Annotated in this window: 16 protein-coding genes and 1 riboswitch; of the genes, 8 read left to right on the top strand and 8 right to left on the bottom strand. The window is 41.2% G+C overall.

Annotated elements, in window-relative coordinates:
* Window positions 1-65: 65 nt before the first annotated feature.
* Complete coding sequence (locus tag CSV70_RS01185; protein WP_099660884.1) at window positions 66-1,556, bottom strand: S8 family peptidase; 1,491 nt, start codon at window positions 1,554-1,556, stop codon at window positions 66-68.
* A gap of 285 nt (window positions 1,557-1,841) precedes the next feature.
* Here CSV70_RS01185 and CSV70_RS01180 point away from each other — a divergent pair, with 285 nt between their 5' ends.
* Window positions 1,842-2,915 carry a YARHG domain-containing protein gene (locus CSV70_RS01180; protein WP_099660883.1) on the top strand — a complete coding sequence of 358 codons (1,074 nt, stop codon included), beginning with the start codon at window positions 1,842-1,844 and terminating at the stop codon, window positions 2,913-2,915.
* Between the two features lie 78 nt (window positions 2,916-2,993).
* On the opposite strand, the gene CSV70_RS01175 is transcribed toward CSV70_RS01180, so the two are convergent.
* Together CSV70_RS01175 and grpE are read right to left on the bottom strand one after the other, a co-directional pair.
* Window positions 2,994-4,214 carry a tetratricopeptide repeat protein gene (locus CSV70_RS01175; protein WP_099628304.1) on the bottom strand — a complete coding sequence of 407 codons (1,221 nt, stop codon included), beginning with the start codon at window positions 4,212-4,214 and terminating at the stop codon, window positions 2,994-2,996.
* Between the two features lie 84 nt (window positions 4,215-4,298).
* Window positions 4,299-4,889, bottom strand: coding sequence for a nucleotide exchange factor GrpE (grpE, locus tag CSV70_RS01170; protein ID WP_085132852.1), 591 nt, complete (start codon window positions 4,887-4,889; stop codon window positions 4,299-4,301).
* Between the two features lie 288 nt (window positions 4,890-5,177).
* Window positions 5,178-5,355: riboswitch (Lysine riboswitch) on the top strand.
* Window positions 5,356-5,472: 117 nt separating this feature from the next.
* Between grpE and dapA the strand changes: the two genes are divergently transcribed.
* Together dapA and CSV70_RS01160 are read left to right on the top strand one after the other, a co-directional pair.
* Window positions 5,473-6,366 (top strand): 4-hydroxy-tetrahydrodipicolinate synthase, encoded by an 894-nt coding sequence (dapA, locus tag CSV70_RS01165; protein WP_099660882.1) that lies wholly within the window; start codon window positions 5,473-5,475, stop codon window positions 6,364-6,366.
* Between the two features lie 512 nt (window positions 6,367-6,878).
* Window positions 6,879-7,484, top strand: coding sequence for a transposase (locus CSV70_RS01160; protein WP_233191732.1), 606 nt, complete (start codon window positions 6,879-6,881; stop codon window positions 7,482-7,484).
* Window positions 7,485-7,609: 125 nt separating this feature from the next.
* Here CSV70_RS01160 and CSV70_RS01155 read toward each other — a convergent pair whose 3' ends face one another.
* From CSV70_RS01155 to CSV70_RS01145, 3 genes are all read right to left on the bottom strand, one after another.
* Window positions 7,610-8,893: a GntP family permease gene (locus tag CSV70_RS01155; protein WP_099660881.1), complete on the bottom strand. Its 1,284-nt coding sequence runs from the start codon at window positions 8,891-8,893 to the stop codon at window positions 7,610-7,612.
* Between the two features lie 108 nt (window positions 8,894-9,001).
* A complete protein-coding gene (locus CSV70_RS01150) occupies window positions 9,002-10,516 on the bottom strand; it encodes a CoA-acylating methylmalonate-semialdehyde dehydrogenase (RefSeq protein ID WP_085132848.1) in 1,515 nt (504 codons plus the stop codon).
* Between the two features lie 33 nt (window positions 10,517-10,549).
* The gene (locus CSV70_RS01145; protein ID WP_099660880.1) at window positions 10,550-11,458 is read right to left on the bottom strand and encodes an NAD(P)-dependent oxidoreductase; all 909 of its coding nucleotides are present in this window, start codon (window positions 11,456-11,458) and stop codon (window positions 10,550-10,552) included.
* Window positions 11,459-11,716: 258 nt separating this feature from the next.
* Between CSV70_RS01145 and CSV70_RS01140 the strand changes: the two genes are divergently transcribed.
* The 4 genes from CSV70_RS01140 (at window position 11,717) to CSV70_RS01125 (ending at window position 17,129) form a co-directional block, all read left to right on the top strand.
* Entirely contained in the window at window positions 11,717-12,331 is a 615-nt protein-coding gene (locus CSV70_RS01140; protein ID WP_099628300.1) for a TetR/AcrR family transcriptional regulator, read from the top strand.
* A 286-nt stretch (window positions 12,332-12,617) separates the two neighbouring features.
* On the top strand, window positions 12,618-14,333 hold the full coding sequence (locus CSV70_RS01135) for a sigma 54-interacting transcriptional regulator (RefSeq protein ID WP_158232382.1): 1,716 nt from the start codon (window positions 12,618-12,620) through the stop codon (window positions 14,331-14,333).
* Window positions 14,334-14,459: 126 nt separating this feature from the next.
* A complete protein-coding gene (locus CSV70_RS01130; RefSeq protein WP_099628298.1) occupies window positions 14,460-15,635 on the top strand; it encodes an iron-containing alcohol dehydrogenase in 1,176 nt (391 codons plus the stop codon).
* A gap of 33 nt (window positions 15,636-15,668) precedes the next feature.
* Window positions 15,669-17,129, top strand: coding sequence for a CoA-acylating methylmalonate-semialdehyde dehydrogenase (locus CSV70_RS01125; protein WP_099628297.1), 1,461 nt, complete (start codon window positions 15,669-15,671; stop codon window positions 17,127-17,129).
* A 299-nt stretch (window positions 17,130-17,428) separates the two neighbouring features.
* Here the strand turns inward: CSV70_RS01125 and CSV70_RS01120 are convergent, their stop codons facing one another.
* Both CSV70_RS01120 and CSV70_RS01115 read right to left on the bottom strand, forming a co-directional pair.
* Entirely contained in the window at window positions 17,429-18,037 is a 609-nt protein-coding gene (locus CSV70_RS01120; RefSeq protein ID WP_099628296.1) for an Ig-like domain-containing domain, read from the bottom strand.
* Window positions 18,038-18,052: 15 nt separating this feature from the next.
* Entirely contained in the window at window positions 18,053-21,277 is a 3,225-nt protein-coding gene (locus CSV70_RS01115) for a hypothetical protein (RefSeq protein WP_099660879.1), read from the bottom strand.
* A 508-nt stretch (window positions 21,278-21,785) separates the two neighbouring features.
* On the opposite strand from CSV70_RS01115, the gene adhP reads away from it, so the two are divergent.
* On the top strand, window positions 21,786-22,799 hold the full coding sequence (gene adhP / locus CSV70_RS01110) for an alcohol dehydrogenase AdhP (protein WP_099660910.1): 1,014 nt from the start codon (window positions 21,786-21,788) through the stop codon (window positions 22,797-22,799).
* Window positions 22,800-22,876: the final 77 nt, after the last annotated feature.

Here is a 22,876-nt window from a genome sequence, read left to right as displayed (position 1 = left end):
TACTCAAAAGGCTATTGCGAGAGTCTCCATGACGGACCGCAATAGCCTTTTCCGATGATATTCGATTAGTGAGGCAGTACGGTAAACTTCACAGCAAATGACTTCTTCATCGCAACTCCATTCTTATTTTGCGCACCTTGATCCACACGTAAATAATGAACCCCTTGTGGCCATTCAGTAGTTGGTGTAATGAATAATTGCTTACTATTTAAAGGATCCACTTTCGCTGTAAAACTTTCGATACGTTCTGTGCTATTTGGCGAACGGGTAATGTAAATATGTCGAGCATAGTCTTCTTCCAGTAGCAATGCACTAGTGAACTTGATTTTGAATACCTTATTTGGTTGTACATGCAGTTCAGGAAAATCGCCCTTAAATTCATTCAGCAATGCGTTGCTAAGTCGTTCTATATTAACTAATCCCGCACCGAAATGAATGTCTTTTCCCGGCGCCCCTAAGTCTGTCGCGGTCGTTTCAAGTAACCGTCTAATCTCAGTGGGCGTCGCTTCGGGCTTTATAGATTTCAATAACGCCGCTGCGCCTGCTACCATAGGTCCTGAAAAAGAAGTTCCACTGACTGACTTATAGCTATTATTAATTGTTGTTGTATAGATTGCCGCACCTGGAGCAACTAAGCTAACGTGAGAGTTATAGTTTGAAAAGTAAGCGCGCTGATTATCTCTTTCTGTTGCCCCCACTGAAATTACAGAAGCGTAGGATGCAGGAAACATGATGGAATTTCCCTCCATTGCATCGTTTCCTGCAGACGCAACGACCGTAATACCCGATTCCACTGCACGCTGTATCGCTTTTTCCTCCAATTGGGAAGCTTGGCTACTTCCGTAACTCATGTTGATCACGTCGACTTGTTTCTTGATGGCGTAATCAATCGCTTGGATACTATCTGACACTTTACTGAGCCCGTTCAGATGCGAGACTTTCAACGGCAATACTTTGGTATCATATATTCCTGTAATTCCCACTACCCCTAGATGATTCCCAGCCCTAGCCGCAATGACGCCTGCGATTGCGGTTCCATGGCCGTTGACGTCCTGAACATTCGTATTATCTGCGTAAAAATTATAACCGCCTGGCTGTATTCGCCCTTGTAAATCTTCATGATATAGATCAATACCAGAATCAATGACGGCTACGACGGTATTTTTCTTTTGCTCTTGCACCCTAGACCACATCAACTGCGGCTTTAGTTGTGGAATCCACCACTGCTTCACAAGAAGAGGATCGTTGAATACGACATGTGAAGAGCGCTCATAATTCGGTTCAATATGTAAAACATTTGGATCTTCGAGAAGTTGTTCCTTCATCAGAAGCATCTCAGCAGAATCTGTAAAGCTCCATAACTCCACTTCGTCTGTAATAGTTTCGCGGTTTTCTACACCCGATAAGTTTTCGTCTATAGAAAACGTTTGGCGATTATTTTCATACTCTACCAGTAACTCATTTGAAATCACTTCCGCACTAACTATTTCTTGTAAACCAAATACCGCCATCCATCCAATGCATATAATCAAAAGTAGATGATGCTGTCTTTTCATTCGACCCTCTTTTCTTCCCTGTCACACTTTAGCAATATGGGATTCTTTTAAACCATTATAACTCACCATTTACCATCTTCATACATCCTATACGTTAGATAGGACTACTTTACCTGAGATATTTTGAGAAACCCACTTTCCTAAATACTCTACGGCCTACTTCCTTTATGCCACTACCTGCCTTACGTCTAGAATAATCCCGTCAGTCATAGTATAATCTTGACTACATTGGTATCTATACTCATTTTAAAAGAGAGAGCCATAGCATGAAGTAGGAGAATTTATATGAAAAAATGTCCGATATGTAATGAAATGAATAGAAAACAGCAAGAGTACTGTACACACTGCAAAGCATTTCTGGCATCACGCTATTCCAATAAAAAACGGTCGTTACTGAAAACACCAGTGTACCCGATTTTATTACTAGCTATTGTGCTAGTCGCGATTACAAGCTATTACGCTATGGAAACTAAATACGGTCGTAAGGCAACAACTGAGCACTTTATTTCAGCGCTGATCGAGCAGGATCATGATGCTTTGCATGAATTGATTGTGCCGAAAGATAGTCGTATTTCGATCAATGCAGAAAGTATTGGAGCATTGCTTACATTGGTGGAAAAAAACCCTTCTATCGTTCAAGTAGTAGAAACTAATTTAAAAGAAAAGACCGACGAAGGCATGTTCTCCATGCGCATAACAGGAAAACGATTCGGCCTCTTCCCGCGCTATACGATCAATCCGACGGGCTATATTCTCAAAGTGAAATCTATCGGGGAGGAAACCGTCCTGTCAATTCATGATACAGAGATGGGCTATATCAAAAAAAGTAAAGAACAAGCAGAATTTGGCCCGTATATGGCAGGGATATATCCAATCAAAATGACGACCACTTTGAATGATGAAAGCGTGCGCGAAGAAATTCAAGCAAACGTATTCGGAGCGAAGCAATCGGTTCATCTCGCTTTTGATTCGATCAAAGAATTGGCGATCGCAACCAATACGGAAACCGACAACGATTTGCCAGTCGTGCAAAACGACGTCGTAAAAGAAGAACCTGTCGAAACGGTAATTGTCAAAGAAGTGATTAAAGAAGTACCAGTTGGCGGTTCAAACGACCATTTCATCATCTCGTACAGCGGTGATGTCTTCCTCGATACTTCCGATTTAAAAGGACTGTCAAAAGATGATTTACGTTTAGCGCGCAATGAAATCTATGCACGGCACGGCTATGTATTCAAATCAAAAGAACTGCAGAACTACTTTGGCTCACAGTCTTGGTACGAACCGAATCCATCCTTCGATGGAAAAATGACCGAGTGGGAGAAGCATAATATTGAGTTGATTAAATCACAAGAATGAAAGAAGAGCAACCCGCGAAGTCAGCTGACTTCGCGGGTTGCTCCTCTTTTTTGTGGAGTAGCGCGGTCACAAGCTAACTCAGCTAGCTTCTTCGTCATCCCCACTCTCGCCTTCTACTACAAACTTCTTCATAGCCCTTGCTTCATACGTCACCCAGTCTTCATCGGGCTTGTTGATCAATTCGTCCAAAATCGAAACCGCTTGTGCCTCTTCACCGAGCTGCCACAAAGCACGGCTTTCCTGAAGACGAATCCCTTCTCGGTAAGGTGATTCCATATAATTCACATCTTGTTCTTTACGGAATGCTTTCGCGACCTCCACGACATCTTCATACTTCTGCTCGCGTAAATAACTCGAAGCTAGGAAGTACGATGCATCGTCCGTGAAGTAATCACTTTCTTCCGTGCGCACAGCGTATTCTAAATACGCAACAGCTGCTGGGAAGTCTTCCTTTACGAATTGCCTATAGCCTTCATTATAATACATATTCGCTGCTTCATTTGAAACGAATGCAAGCTCCGTTTCTTCTTTTGGCTCTACCACTTCTACTCTTTTTTCAACCGGCTCTTCTTTCTTAGACACAGTCTCCGTAATAGCCGGTTTTTTCACCGGTGCTGTAGTGGGTGACTCCGTAGCGGTTTCAGGCTGTGTCAGTAGATTCGCTAGTAACCAGACGAAAAATACTAACAGCACGGTCGCAATACTAGCGAATAGCACTACCGCCTCTTTTTTCAGCTTACGTTTGCGCCTAGGTTTAGGAACCGGTCGTGCGATATCTGGACGTGGAGGTTCTGCCGCCACAGCACGTTTGATAGTCGGATCGTCGAGTACATACAAAGGTAGCCCCGCCGTATAACGAGATAAAGTACCGCTTTCATAACGCGCCAACAAGACCGTTTTCATACGATATAATTCAATCGGGACGGGCAGTTTTCCTGCCAGTTGAATCGCGTGATCAATAATATGTAGTGCGTTTTCACCAAATCCTAGCTGAATTTCCGACACTGCATGGTTGTATTCATCGATGACCTGCGTATACGTGTCCCAATTGTCGGTAATCGTTTGCTTCAATTTAATGGCATGTGACTCGTCGCTATCTAGTTCCTTCAGGTAAGCTAATGCCACATGCAAATTTCCGACCTTACTCTCAAGCAACGCTTTATGCCACAGAATCTGCTTGCGGCTAACATTCAACTTTTCCAATTCCCGTATCGTATCAAGTGCCATCGTGTAACGTTTCTGTCGTATCTCTTGTTGCATTTGCTGAATTAGCATAGGAACGTTAGTAAATGAACTCATTGAATCACCTCCACCTACTAAACGGGCGTACGTAGTGACTCACCCATTGATCAATTGTTATGCTCGTCATAAACGTTCCCCCTTTTACGAAACCGTTTTCACTAGTGCATCTTGAATGACTTGACCTTCTATTGAAAAGGCTCTGCGGAATACAGCCGCCACTTTAAAACGCTCGATCCCTTGTGCTTCTTCTTCGGGTATAGTGCCAACCGCTTCCATATAGCTTTCATCGAAATACTCATCGTACACCGGTAACTCTGTTATACCGATTTCTTCAAGTAAAAGCTGCGCTTGATCCATCACGGCATCCAATTGTGCAAGTAAATCGACAGATGCAGGATCAACCGTTTGACGCACGTCTTCAAATAAACTAAAGATTTGCACCGCGCGTTTTGCCATTTGGACGCGGTCTTGCAATGCTTCATCTTGCAAACGCGTGATGGCCTCATCAACGGGCAAGACGGCTTGATTGCTCTCCAACAATTCTTCTAGGGAGCGAAAACTCGTCGATGTAAATTGCTGAAATTGTTTTAAATCTTCTTGTGTGACGGGCTTCTCGATAGGATCTACTTCGAAATCTTCAATCGTAATTTTCTCCAACTGTAATAATTCTTTATCCAATATGCGCTGTAACTCTTCCGGCCTGTTATTCGCGGACTCATGTATAGTACTCATCGAATTCCCCTTTTCAGAAAACTTATGTAATGCATAAATCAAGCAAGAAAAGCCCAGTTTACCCTTAGGCTATTATACTGATAAGATAGCACTTTTTGGAGGCTAACACAATACTGGGCAGTGAATTGTCGAAGGAATGAGGCGACTTTCGTACACTTGTTGACCCATTGTTGCACGAAGTGGCATCGATAGACAGAACATTCATCTAGAAATGTTAAGGTTGCTATTTCTTCAGATAACAAGTAGAGTAGGGATTAATTAAACTTTCACTTATTTCGATAATTTCGGAGTAAGGATAGAGGCGCAAAAACCATTAGTACACAATCAGAGAATCATGAGGTTCTGTGAAGATTGTGGAAAGGGGAATTTGCCGAAGCGGCGAGACACTCATGATCTCCAAGCTGATTCTGGACTGAACAAGTGCAGGATTGTCATATAGGAAACTATATGGTGGGCTATCTCGTGCAAAGAAATAATTCATTATTTCAACGCAACAGCGAGCCCTCGTTGTTGCTTTTTGCGTTCAATTACGTACCGCCCCCACCTCTATGTTTTTTAATAAAATGATAGGATGTGGAGAATAATGAATTTCGGATCAATTATGACAGCGATGGTTACTCCGTTTGATGAAAGAGGAGACATCGATTACCCAGCAACACAAAACTTAATCAATCACTTACTAGCCAATGGAACAGACGCACTAGTTGTCGCAGGTACGACAGGAGAATCCCCTACTCTTACTGCACAAGAGAAAGTAGAACTATTCAAATTCACTGTGCAAACCGTGGCAGGTCGCGCGCCAGTTATTGCAGGTACAGGAACAAACAGTACAAGAGAATCCATCGACTTGACGATCCAAGCAGAAGAAGCTGGCGTCGACGGAATTATGCTTGTCGTCCCGTATTATAATAAGCCTTGTCAAGAAGGATTGTACCAGCACTTCAAGACGATTGCACAAACGACTACATTACCAGTCATGCTGTATAACATCCCAGGACGTAGTGCCGTGAATATGTTGCCCGAAACGATTATCCGATTGGCTAACAACGTATCGAATATTACGTCTGTCAAAGAAGCAAGTGGTGATCTAGAAGCCGTTGCGGCGATCATTGAACATACCGGAGATGACTTCTTTGTCTACACAGGTGATGATGCGTCTACACTTCCTGTACTCGCTATTGGCGGCACAGGCATTGTGTCGGTTTCTGCTCATATTATAGGAAATGAAATGCAAGAAATGATGCACCACTTCAAGACCGGCAATACCAAGCAAGCTGCTACCATTTATCGTGGCCTATTGCCGATCATGCAAGCGATGTTCGCTGCACCGAACCCTTCTCCTACAAAAGCCGCGCTGAACTTGACGGGCGTACCGGTTGGTGGCGTTCGTTTACCGATGATTGCGTTGCCTGACGAACAAGTAGAATCGTTAAAAGACCTTCTAGCGCTTCGAAACCAATCCGCAATCGGCCTTTGATCCATATATAGAAACCACTTTAAGCTACTGCGAGTCGACCGTATGATATGGTCGTCTCGTAGCAGCTTTTTGATTCATTCGATACGGTGCCAGGTTCTACGATACGGTACCAGGTACACACACAATTCGAACACAATTCGGCTGTGATACGACACAGTACCAGGTCCTCACACAATTCGAACTCAATTTGGCTGTGATACGATACGGTACCAGGTCCTCACACAATTCGAACACAATTCGGCTGTGATACCGACACAGTACCAGGTCCTCACACAATTCGAACACAATTCAGCTGTGATACGATACGGTACCAGGTCCTCACACAATTCGAACTCAATTCACTCAGGAATTAAATTCTTCTACTGTAACAGCTGCAAAAATTCAATTCTTCAAACCTATAACGTTATTCGTACGCACTTTCCATTTTCCAAAATTCAATTTCACTCTTTTGACCAAAATAAAACTTCTCCACTATACTCAATATATTCACAAAATAATAGGAGGAGAGGTTAATGGCAAGACGTAAACGGAATTGGAGGCCGAATGCAAACTACCATGTCGTCATGCGTGGCAATAACCGACAGAACATCTACAACACGGAAGATGATATGTGGCATCTGATGCGATGCATAGGCCATGCATCTATCTATTATCAATTCACAATTTTCGCGTTCTGTATCATGACCAATCACTATCATATTCTACTTCAATCTGAAGACAGCCTATCTAAAATCATGCGGCATATCAATCGAAAATACAGCGATTATTACTCTAAACGTTATGGATATATTGGACAACTTTATCAGGGCCGATATTATTCTAAAGAAGTAAAATCTCCATACGCAATGCTCGCTGTAAGCCGCTATATTCACCGCAATCCGATCACAATAAAAACACCTTTGGTCAAGCATTTGGCTGATTATCCATTCAGCACATTCCCCTACTATCACTCTTCTGCACCGTCACCTTATCCGTATCTAGATACATCAAAACTCCCACACTGCCTACCTCAACCATTCGAGAAAACTACAGAAGCCTACGTGCATTATTGTTTGATGGACATAGAGGATATTTTGAACCGCCAGAAAAGTAAGGACATTCTAGAAGCGTTCCCTTAATCTCAATATAATGAAATACCAAAAGACTTCTAATGTACTGGATTAGAAGTCTTTTGGCGCGATACACTGGGTTGTCTGAATAGTTTAGAAGTTGTGTGGGGACCTGGTACCGTTTGCGAACACCATCAATAAATCCCCATAATCCCAAGCGCAATCGCAGGAATCAATGAAAGCATAGGGAACACTATCGCGATCACACCCATCTCTCTATACGATTCCTTGTGGGTCATACCTGTCACAATTAAAATCGTCAAGATCGCCCCGTTGTGAGGAAGAGAATCCAATCCACCCGATGCAATCGATGCAATGCGGTGAAAGGCTTCGGGCGCAGGACCCGTAGTGGTTGCAATCTCATAGTAATGCGAGCCTAGTGCTTCTAATGTGATACCAAGACCACCGGAAGCTGACCCTGTCGCTCCTGCTAAAACGTTTACCGCAATGGCTTCAGAGATTAAAGGGTTTGCATTGATTCCTAAAATCGCGTCGCTTAACTTTTCAAAGCCCGGAACGGATCGTACAATCGTTCCGAATCCTACTGCGGCACTCGTGTTGATCATCGCCATAACAGAATCGCTCGCTCCACTGTTTACGGCTTTTGTGAAGCCTTTGAATTCTCTAATAGAAATGAGTAAAATTAGAACAATGCCCGTTGCCAAGGCTATGACAATATCCCATTTTAAAAAGTTCAATGTAATAATAACAGCCAGTAAAGGTAATAACGAAAGTATGATATGTGGATAGTTCGTACGTGGTTCAGCATTCAAGTCCTCTTCACGTTCTTCGAAAACTTCCCCTGCTTCTCTTAACACTCGTACTCTACGATTCAAATACAATATGGAACAGACAATCATGAACGCCGATGAAACAAGTCCGATAATCGGAGCCGCTGCCGCCGTCGTATGAAAGTACTGTGTCGGGATCAGATTCTGAATTTGCGGTGTACCTGGCAATGCCGTCATGGCGAATGTCATCATCCCCGCTACAATCGCTCCTGGAAGAAGACGTCTGCTAATATTTGCTTCACGGAACATATTCAGAGCCAATGGATAGACTGCGAATACAACAACGAACACACTCACACCACCGTAAGCCAATACACTTGCTGCCACAATGACACCAATGATTGCACGCTCTTTACCAAAAACGCGTGAAATTCCAATAGCTACTGAATGGGCCATTCCGCTGTACTCCATCAACTTCCCAAAAATTGCCCCCAACATAAATACCGGAAACCATTGCTTTGCAAAGTTAACGAACCCTGTCATATATGTATCCGTATACGCGTCCAATAAGTTTAATCCACCGAATAATGCTACGATTCCTGCACAAATCGGTGCAATCCAGATGATCGACCAACCTCTATAAGCCAATACCATGAGTAACACTAAACCTATAAATATCCCTAACATACTACCCCTCCTCCAACTGACTATGTACTATTCAAAATAAAACGACTTTAATTTAGAAAAATAGCAGGATCGGAGTTAAATATTCACTACGATCCTGCTTATGGTCAATTAACTACTTGGGAAGTCGAAATCTGTTTTGCTTTCATCATTATAAGAAGTATCAAACCATCTCTCAGAAACGGTTTTGGTTTTCGTAAAGAAGCGAACCGTATCCGGACCAAACATTTGCCCTTCACCAAATCTGGAGCGTTTCCATCCACCGAAGTTATGGTAACCAACTGGAATGGGAATCGGAACATTTACCCCTACCATTCCCACTTCGATTTGATCCGTGAACGTCCGTGCAGCGCTTCCACTGTTGGTAAAGATCGTCACGCCATTACCATATTCGTGCTCATTAATTAGATCAATCGCTTGTTCGAGCGTATCTACCCTAACCACGATTCGTGCAGGACCGAAGACTTCTTCCTTGTACACACTCATGTCTGTTGTTACATGATCAAGCAACGTTGGTGCTAAGTAATAGCCTCCTTCATCCGCTACTTTAGGATTTCGTCCGTCCACAGCTAGGACGGCTCCTTCTTCTATAGCCAAATCGATGGATTTCACTACACTCGCTTTTGCTTCAGCACTGATCACAGGTCCGAAATCTGCTTCTTTGTCATCGAACTTTCCGACTTTCAGTTCATTCACTTTTTCTGTTAGCTTGGCAACAAATGCTTCAGCTGTTTTCTGACCTACAGGAATCGCAGAAGAAATTGCCATACACCTTTGTGATGCGGCACCGTAAGCTGCGCCAAGGAATGAATTCACCGCTGTATCGATATCCGCATCCGGCATGATGACCATATTATTCTTTCCGCCACCAAATGCCTGTACACGCTTATGATTTTTTGTTCCTTTTTCATAAACTGCTTCAGCTACCGGTGTCGACCCTACAAAGCTAACAGCCATAACGTCTTTATTCGTAAGCAGGGCATCGACAGCTTCTTTATCGCCATTGACCACATTCCAAACACCAGCTGGCAATCCCGCTTTAGACCATAGCTCCGCAAGAATTAATGCAGAATGAGGAACCTTTTCTGAAGGTTTCAGAATCATCGCGTTACCTACTGCCACCGCCATCGTACTCATCGCGACAGGTACCATTACCGGGAAGTTAAATGGTGAAATACATGTTACAACACCTAATGGCTTGTGCATGGAATACGAATTGATTTCTCCCCCCACATTCACCGAGTGCTCACCTTTTAACAAGTGTGGAGCACCAATCGCAAAGTCCACCGACTCGATACCACGTGAGATTTCACCTGCTGCATCAGAGAGCGTTTTTCCGTTCTCTTCACCAATTGCATAGGCCAATCGATCCGTATTTTCTACAAGTAGGGCACGGAACTTGTGAAGTACTTCCATTCGTTTTCCAACTGAAATCTTAGACCAGTGCGTAAACCCTTCTTTCGCTAGCTTCACGACCTCATTCACTTCTTCTGTTGAAGCCAATGGCACTTTTGCAATCCTCTCTCCAGTGGAAGGATTAAAGACATCTCCAAAACGTCCACTCTTGCCTTCAACCTCTTCACCATTAATAAAATGAGTTAACGTCTTTACATCTGTTTTTTGCATAGATCTATTCCTCCTAATTTATAATGAATTCTCTTATACGTTTTGCTTTTGATGATTCAACTTGTCTTGAATCATCAAATACGAAGAAGACATATCTTCATGAGCATGACCCTTTTCTACTTCTTCTTCATAATATTTAATCAGCTGCGAAGTAATCGGTAGCTCTCCGTTAAGTGAATCTGATACATGTTTCGCAAGCTTCAAATCTTTTAATAATAATGAAGTCGTGAATGCACCTTTATTGTACTCATCCTGTGAAATATACGTCTTGTAGTTACGCGTAAGAATTGTACTCGCGCCCGAACTGACGTTAACGATGTCATAGACGATATCCTGATTAACACCCGCAAGCTTCGCTAGTGAGAGAGCTTCCGCAACTGCTTGATTGTGGATACCCGCCATCATATTATTGATGAGCTTTACAATAGTACCAACACCCGGATCTTTTCCTACATGAAATACATTCGATCCAATAGCTTGTAAATGAGGCAGTACCGATTCAAACGTTTCTTTTTCGCCACCTACCATAATGGATAACGTAGCGTTCACCGCACCACTGACACTTCCACTTACCGGCGCGCCCAAGTATTCAAGATTTTGTTGCAATGCCTCTATTTCAATTCTCCTGTTCAGCTCAGGTGAAATCGTACTTAAATCCACTAATACTACTGGCTTCGTAGCACTATTCACAATTCCCTCTTCACCTAAATACACATTTTCCGCAATAGCAGGAGTAGGTAGACTGGTGAAAACGAGATCCACTTCCTTGAGTAACGAAGCAGTGGTAAGACCCACATGCCCCCCTAATTCTCCAAAGCTCTGTTCCGACTCTTTATTGATATCCAAAGCGTAAACGGAGTAGCCTTTTTTCAATAAATTACGCGCCATCGGGAAACCCATATTTCCAAGCCCAATAAAACCAATCTTCTTTTCATTCGCCATACATATTCCTCCTTTTTAATTCGCTCATAAAAATGTAAGCGTTGTCATTAACAATAAAAAAATATAGAAACCTAACAATTTGTAAACGATTAATAATTACATAATGATCCTTAATTTATTTCACATACCGTAGTCACATACTACAGTCACTCAATAGTATCTAGAATTATCCAATTAGTCAACCCATTTTCTAAAAATTTTAAATAAACCTGCTAACATGGTATCCTGTTAACAAACATGGTAAAGGAGGAACAGAACATGATAGAACTTACACCCCGTCAATTAAAAGCGCAAGAGACGAAGAAAAACCTCCTAGAAAAAGGCCTAGAGCTTTTCCATGAAAGAGGTTTCGATAATGTAACGGTAGAAAGTATCGCAAAAGCATGTAACGTTTCCAAAGGGGCATTCTACGTTCATTTTAATTCGAAATATGATGTCTTCTTAGAAAAATTTAAAGATATCGATGAATTTTATCTATCATTCATTCCTAGCATTCCCGCTGATCTCAAGGCTTCAGAAAAAATTCTTCTTTTTTATAAAGGCCAAATGACGTATTTAAGGGATGTCTTAGGAAAAGATTTCATTCATACGATTTACACAAGCGCACTGGCATTAACGATAGATGATGAACACTATTTAACTGACCAAAATCGCCAACTGTATCAAATCATTCGCTCTTATGTAGAAGAAGGAGTAGAACGAAATGAGTTTAAACGAGAGCTTTCGGTTGATGAGATTTCAATGCTCGTCACACGTTGCATGCGCGGAACGATCTACGATTGGATCATTTTTAGAGAACGTCTGGATCCTGTAGTAGAAATTCACTGTATTACTTCCGTAGTGTTAGATGGACTAAAATGTGATAGTGAATGAAATAAATCTTTTACGAGAGTGTAATGACAGAACAGACTCCCTTTACTGATCGCTAGCTATTTCACCGTAAAGATCTATTGTTTCTTTCACGCACAACAGAAACCACTCGAATGCATTCGGTTTCAACTATAGTAAATTCCAAACACCTTCTACCGATTTTTATGGAAGGTGTTTTTACTGCAAGTTCGAAATACATTCTCCCTTCATTCAGTCCCGTGCACATGTATAATTTTCAAGCTATAATTAACTAACACAACGTAAAAATAGATATCTCATGGAGGCTCTAATGTTTAAAGACGCATTTATTCATACACTCATACAATTTGAAAACGATAAGAAATGGATGTCTGTAGCGAATTGGATGAATGAAAACTTTTCGGTCATCCAATCAGATAAGACATTGCTAGAAGCGGCTAAAGTTTTGAAGGAATTGAAACTTGAATTTCTTCCAGTTGTCGATTCACATCATAAACCGATTGGCATGATGACTCCAAACCATATACTGGAAGAATTCGTCAGTGGCCGTGACAAACATATGTTGCTCGAGACGATGTTCTTCACGCAAGTAGCTGAAATAGATGAGCAGTCATTGTTGAGTGAACTCCCTTTTCAATCCGACAATCCGGCTGTCTATATGGTGAAAAATCAACAAGGTATGCTCACAGGCCTCCTAACGCAAAAAGAAATCTTCAAAGGGCTAACGGCACTGATGGAAAGCTATATACAAAATGACAAAGTGACGGATATTTTATCTGTTATTCTTGAAAAAGCGTATGAAGGTATTGCGGTAGTCGATGAAAATGGGATCATCATCGAATTCAATGAGGCATATAGCAAATTCACAGGTGTACCTAGATCCGAGGCAATGGGAAGGCATGTAACAGACGTAATTGAAAACACGAATTTACATGAAACGGTCCAAAAAGGCATTCCGGAAAGAGGCGTTCTACAAAATATACAAGGGCAAGACATGGTCGTTCACCGAATCCCTATTTGGAAAAATGGCAAAGTAGTCGCAGCAATCGGCATGCTCATTTTTGAAGGGGTTTCGGACATCTACCGGATCTATGAACGATTGCAACTGCAGAAAGTCATGGCCGATACAGAACTTCCTCCCCTATCATCAGAAGGCTTTTCGAGTCTCAATCAAATTATCGGAACGAGTGAAGCGATATCCGACTTGAAAAGAAAAGCGCGGACTGCTGCACGGACACAAGCTGTCGTTTTACTATCAGGCGAAAAAGGCACCGGGAAAAAGGCATTCGCAGAAAGCATTCACTTATTAAGCCCACTCGCATCAAAACCATTTACGATCATACACTGTACGGTAGAGGTCTTAAAAAACGTGGACGAACAGCTTTTCGGCATGCATGGAATCCTCACTTCCGGTAACGAAAGCACACTCTACTTACAAGATATAGAAGCATTATCTATGACTTTACAAATGAAGTTACTGGACTGTTTACGACACGCTCCAGAAGGCTTCCCTGTCCAACTCATTATTTCTTCTACACAAAATTTATATGAATTAGCCGAAAGTGATGCATTCAGCTCCGAGTTATATGCCCAATTAAATCCGTTGCAACTGACCATTCCTGCACTTCGCAACAGGAAAGAAGACATTCCCTATTTACTGTCACACTATATGCAGGAAATATGTTTCAGACATAAAATACCCGAGAAGTCTTTTACCACTTCGGCTGTGACGTACTTAATGAATTACGAATGGAAAGGCAATATCGAAGAATTGATTGACGTGCTAGAACACTTAGTCAGCACGGTTCATTCCAATAGCATCGACGTAACAGATTTACCCCAACTAATCGTGGATGGACAAAATATCCACACATTGGAAAATATCAGAGAGAAACAAGACGCAGAAGAAAAAAAGATGATTATCGATTTACTAGATAAAACAGACGGCAATAAATCAAAGACCGCTGAGCTGCTTGGCATCCACAGAACGACGTTATACAAAAAAATGAGAAAATTTAATATTTGACTAGAGTGTAGCCTTAATGCTACACTCTGTTTATTAATAAAAGTGTAGCCTAGACGCTACACTTTTTTATTACTGTTTTAAACGTCCTACTTTATTACACGTATTATAATGTAAGGAGCTGACCTGATGGAAACTTGCAAAACGTTTCAAATGCCACCCACCATACTGTACCAGCAAAATTCATTTGCACAGATTGGTGAAAAAGCTGTACATCTCGGTAAGAAAGCACTGATCATCAGCGACCAAATCATGCAGAATCTCGGATACGTAGAAGAGTGTCAGCGTGAATTATTGGAACACTCTGTTAAAAGTGTAGTCTTCCTTGGTGTAGCTTCAGAGCCCAATGACCAATATGTAGAAGATGCACTTCAATTATATCAAGATGAAACATGCGACTTGATTATTTCATTAGGTGGCGGAAGTTGTATCGACACGGCGAAAGCAGTTGCAGTAGTAGCGACTAACGGTGGAAACATCGAAGACTACGTAGGCATGAAGAAAATTGCACAAATAGCACCTGTACCCCACATCGCGATTCCAACTACTGCAGGAACCGGTTCAGAAGCCACAGACGTCACCGTCATCACGAATTCAGCAACAACAGTGAAAATGATGATTAAACAGCCTGCTTTCATGCCGAATGTAGCCATCGTCGATCCATTGCTGACGCTCTCTTCTCCTCAAAAAGTAACAGCAGCGACCGGCGTAGACGCACTGAGTCACGCCATTGAAGCATACATATCTAAAAAATCTCATCCGATGACAGATATGATGGCATTATCCGCAATCAAGTTAATCTCAAAGAATTTGTATCAAGCATTCACGGACGGTCAAAACATCGAAGCTAGAGAAGGTATGTCACTCGCTGCGCTTCAAGCTGGAAGTGCATTTTCCAATGCATCCGTTTGTTTAATCCATGGAATGTCTAGGCCCATTGGTGCCCTATTTGATGTGCCACACGGTTTCTCGAATGCGATGCTTTTACCTGCTATACTGGAATATAGCAAAGATGCATGTATTGATAGATTGGCAGACATCGGCCGGATCTTTTCTTCCGAAGCAGAACAAGTATCAGATGAAGCTGCCGCAGAAATCGCTGTACAATCAGTGAAGGATTTATGTAAAGCATTAGCTATCCCGAATCTTGAACAATGGGGAATTCCACGTGCAGAGTTTGTAAGCGCTATCAGTAAAATGTCTACAGACGCGATCGCCAGCGGAAGCCCTAGCAATAATCCTAAAACACCCTCAAAAGAAGAAATCGCAGAGCTATATCAAGTATGTTATGAATACCAATTTTAATAGAATATGTAATTACACTAGGAGGCCATCTATATGACAACAAATTCAACAGTAACAGTACAAAACTATATTAACGGTGAATGGGTATCTGCTACGACAGACCAAACAGAGCCTGTATATAATCCTGCCACTGGAGAAGTCGTCGCACACGTACCCATCTCAACAAAAGAAGATGTAGATCGCGCAGTACAAGTAGCTAGCGAAGCATTTGTTACTTGGAAAGAAGTACCCGTTCCACGTCGCGCACGTATTCTATTCAAATATCAGCAACTATTAGTCGATCACTGGGATGAACTCGCTCGAATTATCACAGTCGAAAACGGAAAAAACCTTACTGAAGCGCACGGTGAAGTACTACGCGGAATTGAATGTGTAGAATTTGCCACAGGAGCCCCTACGTTGATGATGGGTGATAACTTGCCATCCGTCGCATCAGGTTTGGAATCTGGAACCTATCGCTATCCAATCGGCGTCATTGGCGGAATTACTCCATTCAACTTCCCGATGATGGTGCCATGCTGGATGTTCCCGATGGCAATCGCAACAGGAAATACATTTGTACTCAAGCCGTCCGAGCGCACACCGATGCTAGCAAACCGCTTAGCTGAACTACTCGAAGAAGCCGGATTACCTAAAGGGGTATTCAATATTGTGCACGGAGCACACGACGTAGTAAATAGTATTCTAGATCACGAAAAGATCGCCGCCATTTCATTCGTAGGTTCTCAGCCCGTTGCAGAATACGTCTACAAACGCGGAACAGATAATCTAAAACGCGTTCAAGCACTAGCGGGAGCAAAAAATCACTCCATCGTCTTAAAAGATGCGAACTTAGACAATGCCGCCACACAAATCATCAACGCAGCATTCGGTTCAGCCGGAGAACGTTGCATGGCATGTTCAGTCGTCGCTGTTGAAGAGGACATTGCAGATGAATTTGTTGAAACATTGCTCAATCGAGCAAATGAACTCACAATCGGAAACGGTTTGGACGAAGGAATCTTCCTTGGACCCGTCATTCGTGACACGCATAAAGAACGTACAGAACAATACATCGCGACTGGTGAAAATGAAGGCGCAACAATGGTTCGCGATGGTCGCCTAGACAGTGCAGCTAAAGAAAAAGGATACTTTGTCGGACCTACGATCTTTGATCATGTCACGAGCGAAATGAAGATTTGGCAAGACGAAATTTTCGCCCCTGTCCTATCGATCAGCCGTGTGAAAAACTTGGATGAAGCGATCGACTTATCGAATAAATCCAAGTTCGGTAACGGCGCATGTATTTTCACAAGAGACGGTGGAAACGTACGCAATTTCCGCGAAAATATTGACGCAGGAATGCTCGGATTAAATATCGGCGTACCTGCACCTATGGCCTTCTTCCCATTCTCCGGTTGGAAAGATTCCTTCTATGGCGATCTTCATGCGAACGGTAAAGACGGACTGAATTTCTATACACGTCAGAAAGTACTTACGGGGCGTTGGGAATAAGTAAAAAATCATCGAAGTGCGTTACCCGATACAGTAAACTTCTCTTTCTCACTAATGAAGTGACAGATCCAAATTAAAACCGAAATCAAAAAAGGCAAAGAGAGAATTTCTATAAACTCTCTCTTTGCCTTTTAATAAATTGCAACATATTTACACAACTCCACAAACCCAGCTCGTATCATATCGTCAATCTATACATATTTGAGTATCTACCTGAACTGATTACTAAATTAAAAATAACTAGTGTGAATTCGGTAGCATACCGTCTTCACACTAGTCATTAACATGTTTAATACGTTTTAATCCAGTTTATACGTCTTCGTTTCTAGCGTTTTATTCGTCTCGCTATAGGCTTTTATTGTAACTGTGCTACCTGCTTTTAGATTATTAAACGTATGGGTAAACTCATTCCATCCTGTCAGACGAAGTGGAATCCCGTTAATCTTGACCGCGTGGACTTCAGGTTTTGCGGTAATTTTGAAGTGATGCAAACCTTCACCAGAAGTATAGTGTATGGTTTCAATAGCTGCTAATGGATCCGTTACTTCAAAAGGCATAGTTGTTTTCTTACTCAACGTTTCACCTTTCGTAGAGCGAATTTCATCTGACACTTCTAGCTGATATATCTTTCCAGATACGTAAGATGTTCTTGGTGTTATTTTAATCGTCCTACCATCACTTAATAACTGTACGGAAGCAGCATGCTTTTTACTGCCATCCATTATATAAATGTTGGCTTCGGTTACAGAGCCCGGTTCAACCTGTTGGCTGAACTTAATACTCCATGATTTCATAGCATCATGGACTGATTTAGATGGGAATGACTTTGCTGAAGCGGCAGGGACAATGACCAAAGTTACCAAGCACATCAGTACTGTCGATAAAAAGAATCGTTTCCACATTTTCATTAATCTTCACCTTCCTTAATTGGTTGTTCCTATTTTCAAGTCTTCGAGTGAATAGTATTTAAGTATATTTGACAATAAAGATTGCTCTGTCAGCAATGAATATAATGAGTAACTGCCTTCAAGTGGGCTAGCAGGAAGGTCCGAAAAGATTTTATTTCCTGCAACCATTTTATTGAATGAAGAGTCTATCACCGTATCCGAATCATCATACACCACAATTTCCAGTGTACTATTTGGCTGAACATCATCAAATACAAAAGTAAATTTATCATTCATTCTAACTTCCGACTCTTTTGTTACTTCCCCATCTGCAGAATGAATCGTCGCTACTGCCTTCTTCGCAAATGCATCGGCTTCTACTTCGACAGTAGTAAGCGTGTTGTTACCTAGTTGAGCCGCATACGTGAAAATCTTCTGAATTACTTTCTTTGGAACTTCAATACGAATATTGCCTATTCCAACTTGATCGATATAATCAGCTAATCCTGAATCGAGTATATCTGCAAATGATTGTTCAGATTGAATAGCTGGAACGCTAATAAGTAAACTTTGATTAACTTTTATATCGTACTTATAGTTGCTAAGCACACTTTTTGGAACCGTCACTGCTATCTTTTGATCTCGTACAATAGAATAACTGGGAATTTTAGGCAAATGTATAACAAGTGTTTTGCCATTCACAATAAACTTACCATCTTTCGCTATGGCAGAAGATGCAATCGCCCACTCTTTCGTTTGGTCAGTCACTACAAATCCTTTTAGTAATGCCGCTTTTTTGCTAGCATTCGTTTCGATTGTAGCGTCCCATTCTGCATTAGTTAAAGTCATAGTAATTGAACGATTACCCGCTTGGACATCTGACTCCGCAAATGATGTTTGCCCTAAACTTGCGGATGCAATTCCGCCAATTGAAACTGTTCCATTTTGTACATCTTTTGTTTTCACTGGTGAACTACTTTCATAATTCTTCAACATCGTATTTTTAAAGTTCAATGTAAAGGATTGTCCATTTTCTGTTGAATACGTTGGAACTGCAGGAAGTTTAATCGTCAATCTGTTCTTCGCTACGGAGTAGTCAGAAGTCGTGAAATTCCAAGGCAACGAGGCACTACTGAACATTGTTTTTAACTCTGCAACACTCAAGTTGTCTTTAAACTCTGCATTGTTAAGCGTAACAACAAGAGTTTTACTTCCTCTTTGAATATCTTCCGGCTCTAAATTCATGCCTGTTCCAGATAAAGACGCTGTGACAGCAGCGACTTTAAAAGCAGAGTCAATTTGTAGAGGTCCAGATGCACGAACATTTAGTAATTCTGTAGGTATCGTAATATTAACATGTTGATCTTCTGTCAATATGAATGCATCGTTATTATATAACTTCAACGTCGCGGTTGTATCACTTGTTCTTGTGATTTTGTATTTTATTTCCTTATTGTTACTCGTTGATAAAACAATCGGTTTTGTAGCATTAATACTTTCTATATTTGATTTCCAACTATCATTTTTCAACGAAATGATTACGGTCTGACCACCTCTAGCCACATCCAAATCATTGATTTTACTTGTTGCAGTACCCGTTATGACTGCTGATTGATTATTAACAGGTTCCACTTCAATACTATCCTCTTTACTAAGGAAGTATTGATCAGCTACTAGAAGAGATTTCCCAGTTAGTTCTTGGCTTTTAAACAGAATCTTTCCGCTGAATTTATCTGAAACTGCTGGTAATTTTATTGTCACTGTATAATTATTTGTACGTTTCACATCTGCTCGGGCTAATACTTCTGCTTCAGAGGTGTACCACGTGAAAGCTTTTAAAAGATTTTCACGCTTTGTTGTATTGGTAGCTACATCATGTTGCCATGTGTTATTTACCAACGATAGTACAATGGTCTTTCCACCTTTAGCAAAGTCCGTCTGCGTCATAACTGGCATAGCGGTACCAGATAGCAGAACTTTAGGCTGTGCTTTAATGCTAAACTGTTGTACAGGAATTTTCACATCGTTCTGTAGCAATTGATAAGGAATGTTGATAGACAAATGCATATCTTTTATTAAATGAAGATCTTCTACTGTAGGAAAATTAATCGTGACCTCTGAATCATTAGTAGTAGAATCAATATTAGTAGAAGACAATTTATTTTTGATTAATTGCCACTGGTCTTTCTGATCGTTCGCTTGAATACTATCGAGAAGAAGCATTTTCTTTTCGACAGAAGACAAAGCCCACTTTGCATTTTCTAATTTAAACGTCAATTTCGGTGAAACTATAGTATCTTTTATATCTTTTTCTAATAACGTTCCCTCAATATTCATAGTAGGAGTGGCGTCTTGTTTGATTGTAAACATAACAGGCGTTCCTGATATTTTATCGCCAGTAATTTCAGTCCCAGTTTCACTAATTATTCCTTCACTATTTACATTTTCAACTTTATAAAATAGTTTAGGTACTTGAACTTTGACAATACCTGCATAGCTACTATTTAAAGCAGGTAATTTTAACAGTAACGTTCTCTTATCATTAGAGTATGAAACAGTTTTGTTAGGGTCAGTATTTTTCAAAGCCTGTGCTGCATCCCAAACACCTGCACCTGAGTTTGTAAAACTGTCTAACAACGTATTGAAGTTAGTAATGGTTGTTATGTATTCTTCATCCCATTTTGCATTTAACAATTGAAGCTCTACTACTTTGCCACCCTTTTGTATGTTATTCAGTACAGTATCCTTCGTAATAGACCCGCCTAATGTAATCTGCGGCTCTGCAAAAATCGTAAAGTTTACAGGTGTTACTTCTCCAGGCCAATTTTCAATTAATACCGGGTTGATATTGATGGTGATATTCTGGTTCTGAGTAACTTTATAATCTTTTCCACTTGGTAATGTCAAGATCAACTCGGTTCTATCTGTTGGATTTTCCTGGACAGTAATATCTTTTTTCAGCTTTTCCCACTGTTCTTTATCCTGATCGGCAATAATGGCATTAAGTAAAATCTGCTTTTTTTCTGCATTTGTTAATATGTCAGTAGCCCACTCTTTGCCATTCTCCAATTTTAATTTCAGTATGAAACCTTGCTGGTTAATATCTGCTGCAGTCGTGTATTTTTTATCTAACGTGACTGTTGTAATCGTTTCTCCGGCTGCTACCACTAGTGTTGGTGAAACAGTTGAAAACACTAGCATAATCGCAATTAATGGAAAGAATATTATTCTCCATCTGTCTTTGTTCTTCATTTTACTCATTACATCTCCTCTTTTCTTCTGACTCTGTCCGTATTATAAATAGAGCAGTTTGGGTTTTACTTACTGTTCTTGCTATCGGCTAAATCTATACGTAGTTTAGTCCTTTTTACCACTTAAAATCAATGATTCCAAAGATTTACTTATCGACAGAATTATATACTTATAAAAATTACATTAGGCATTTAGTTTCTGTTCATCAAAATCAATATTTTTTCACTGTAAATAGAACAAAACGCTATTTGGGGCTTCATCATTTCGTTTGTGATTTGTGATTTGTGATTACTTCCTTCACTCAAACTACGTATCTTTTTAATAATCAAATGATTCTCCAAGTTATTAAAAAAAGCCGAAGCAAATATGTTATATCGAACTCTATTATTTTCACGTAACGTGTACTAATCCGTAATCCTCCCACATACAGATAGTCCGTAAGAGAAAAAGGGAGGAATCATTCATGAAACCAGCAATTCAAAACAGTAACGCAAGAGGGACTACAAAACAGACCACAATGAAAGCAGCGATCGTTAAAGAGTTTCAGACAAAGTTACAAATTGAAAACACACAAAAACCAACACCTGGAGCCGGTCAGGCATTAGTCAAACTAGAGGCATGCGGCGTCTGTCATACAGACTTACACGCAATCAATGGTGACTGGCCTGTCAAACCGAAACTTCCTCTCATTCCAGGTCATGAAGGTGTAGGAATTGTTGAAGCTATTGGACCGGACGTCAATTCCGTACAAGTCGGAGATCGTGTCGGTATACCTTGGCTCTACTCTGCATGCGGTGAGTGTGATTATTGTCTACAAGGGAAAGAAACGCTATGCCATAGTCAAGAAAATGGTGGCTATTCAGTGGATGGTGGGTACGCGGAGTATTGCCTCGCAGCAGCAGATTACGTTGCGAAAATCCCTGGAAATCTAAGCTCTGTTGAAGCCGCACCTATCCTCTGCGCAGGTGTGACAACATATAAAGCGTTGAAAGTATCCGGTGCAAAACCAGGAGACTGGGTGGCAATTTACGGCATCGGTGGATTGGGTCATGTAGCGTTACAGTATGCGAAAGCTATGGGGTTCAATGTAGTGGCAGTTGATATCGCGGATGAAAAATTGGAACTGGCGAAGAAACTCGGAGCCGACATTATAGTGAACGGCAAAAATGAAGATCCTGCCGAAGCGATTCAACAGCAAGTCGGTGGCGTACAGGCGGCGATTAGTGTAGCGGTATCTCAAGTACCTTTTGAGCAAGCGTACCGTTCCGTCAAACGCGGTGGCACTTTGGTTGCTGTCGGATTGCCACATGAAGATTTACCGATCCCTATTTTCAATACGGTGTTAAACGGAATCACAGTAAAAGGTTCCATCGTGGGAACACGAATCGACATGAAAGAAGCGCTTGATTTTGCCGCACGCGGGAAAGTAAAGGCGCAAATTGAAACAGCTCCCCTTTCCGATGTGAATGCAGTGCTTGAAAAGATGGAAAAGGGTCAAATCAATGGACGTATTGTGTTGACGTTTGATTGATAGTAAGTAGAGTCGTGACAACTTAATCGCACATCGAGATGATCAGAACAAGGCATCCAATCGGTTTATCGATTGGA

This window comes from Sporosarcina sp. P25 (assembly GCF_002743235.1).
GTDB lineage: Bacteria > Bacillota > Bacilli > Bacillales_A > Planococcaceae > Sporosarcina > Sporosarcina ureae_B.
Note: the sequence above shows the minus strand (reverse complement) of the source record. Positions and strands in the feature narration are given on the sequence as shown.